This is a genomic window from Streptomyces sp. NRRL B-24085 (genome assembly GCF_001282115.1).
Classification (GTDB): Bacteria; Actinomycetota; Actinomycetes; order Streptomycetales; family Streptomycetaceae; genus Streptomyces.
In genome coordinates this window covers 1-1,824 of sequence record NZ_LJBR01000437.1, presented here as the reverse complement: position 1 = coordinate 1,824, position 1,824 = coordinate 1, and the positions used below count along the sequence as shown (strand labels likewise).

Annotated in this window: 1 protein-coding gene and 1 pseudogene; both read right to left on the bottom strand. The window is 71.3% G+C overall.

Annotated features, from left to right (window positions below):
• Positions 1–519: pseudogene (locus tag AOJ26_RS35885) on the bottom strand (hypothetical protein); the annotation flags it as partial.
• Positions 516–1,577, bottom strand: a complete 1,062-nt coding sequence (locus AOJ26_RS35880) for an ATP-binding protein (protein ID WP_053852544.1) — start codon at positions 1,575–1,577, stop codon at positions 516–518. The gene AOJ26_RS35880 and the pseudogene AOJ26_RS35885, both read right to left, overlap by 4 nt.
• Between the last annotated feature and the right edge of the window lie 247 nt (positions 1,578–1,824).

Below are 1,824 nucleotides of genomic sequence, written 5' to 3'. Positions count from 1 at the left end.
CCAGCCGACCCACCGCAGCAGCAGCTGGTCGGGGTCGGGGCCCGCGGTACCGCAGTGTTCGTAGGCGGCGGGGATGCCGTCGCGCCGCCAGCGGGCCGCGAGCTGCTCCTCGTCGCCGTCGGGGTAGGAGGCGGGCAGGTGCTCGGGGGTCTCGCCGATGGTGAAGCCGAGCAGGAAGCGGTTGACGACGACACAGCGGGCGGCGAGGTCGAAGCGGTCGGGCTGGGTGCGGTCGCCCTTCACGGCGGGGACGTGTCCGAAGCCGAGGTGCAGGACGGCGTGGGCGAGCGCCCAGGCCCAGGCGGCGGGTTCGGCGAGGCGGTGGGGGTGGACGTGCAGGTCTCCGTCGGAGTCGGCCACCACGAGCCCGTCGCGGGGGGCCAGCGGGCAGTCCTCCTTGCGGCAGACGTCGAACTCGACGGCGGCGAGGGCCGGGTTGGCCTTGAGCAGCCGCATGCCCTCGGCGAACGCCTCACCGGCCGGGTCCCGCTTCTTCTTCTTTTCGGGGCCGCGGCTCACCGCCGCGCCTCCACGAGCCGGGGCATGTCCCGGGCGGCCTCGACGAGGAACCAGGACGGCAGGACGGGGTTGCCGTCGGCGTCGGAGGCGATGACGGTCTGGGCGACCTCGACGGAGATTTCGGCGAGCTGGACCAGCAGCGACTTGGCGCGGTACGCGGTCTGCCGACCGTTGGCCGACATGTGCTCCTTGCTGGCGGGGAGTTCCTTGATCAGGCGGCCGCGGAAGGACTCGGCGAGGTAGTAGAGCAGGTCGCGGTCCTCCAGGCGGTTCGGCCAGCGGGCGTCGCCCTTGATGATCGCCTCGATGCCGAAGCGGCTGCGCACGATCTTGACGTAGCCGCAGAACGCGGTCGCGTGCCGGGGCGTCAGCGTGCCGTGCGCGAGGACCTTCAGGGTGTCCTCGTCGAGGTCCCGGCCGAAGGAGTGCAGCGCGTCGGAGAGCATGTGCCAGGAGCGGGGCGTGGAGAAGGGCTCCTCGGTCTTCGGCGGCTTGGACCACAGGTGGTCGGGCCGGTCGGTGAGGTGGTCGAGGATCCAGGGGTGGATGCCGTGCTCGGCGGCCCAGGCCAGCCAGTCCTTCGCGGACGCCTCCAGGTGCACGTGGGTGAGGCGGTTGACGAGGGCGGAGGCGATGGGCCGGGCCAGCGCGTTGTCGGTGGCCCGGTTCCCGGCACCGATGACGATGGAGCCCTTGGGGAGTTCGTAGTCCCCGATGCGGCGGTCCAGGATCAGCGAGTAGAACGCCTTCTGCACGTCCGGGGTGGCCGCGTTCAGCTCGTCCAGGAACAGACAGTACGGCTCGTCGCGCGCGATGGACTCCGGCGGGCAGAACACCGACCGGCCGTCCCGGATCTGCGGCACCCCGATCAGGTCCTCGGGGGCGAGCTGCGTACCGATGAGACTCACGCACTCCAGGCCCAGCGAGGCGGCGAACTCCCTGACCAGGGAGGACTTTCCGATGCCGGGGGCGCCCCAGACGAAGACGGGCCGCACGGTGGCGAGGCCGAGGAGGAGGTCGGGGATCCGGGAGGGCGAAACCGTGACGGCAGCCTGCAAAGCGGTGGCTCCAAGGGGGTGTTCGAGAGGACGACTCGAACATTGTGAGCGCCCGGCCGAACGAACGCAGCTGAATATTCCGCAGGGTGACTTGGCCTACCAAGGGGCGCGGGGAACTGCGCGACCAGTCCCCACCGGCGCGCGGACAAACGACTACGCGGCCTTCTCCTCGGCCTTCTCCAACGGCACTTGGGGACCCCCCGCCTCGTCGAGCCACCGCCGCAGCACCTGGTGAACCCCCTCCGCC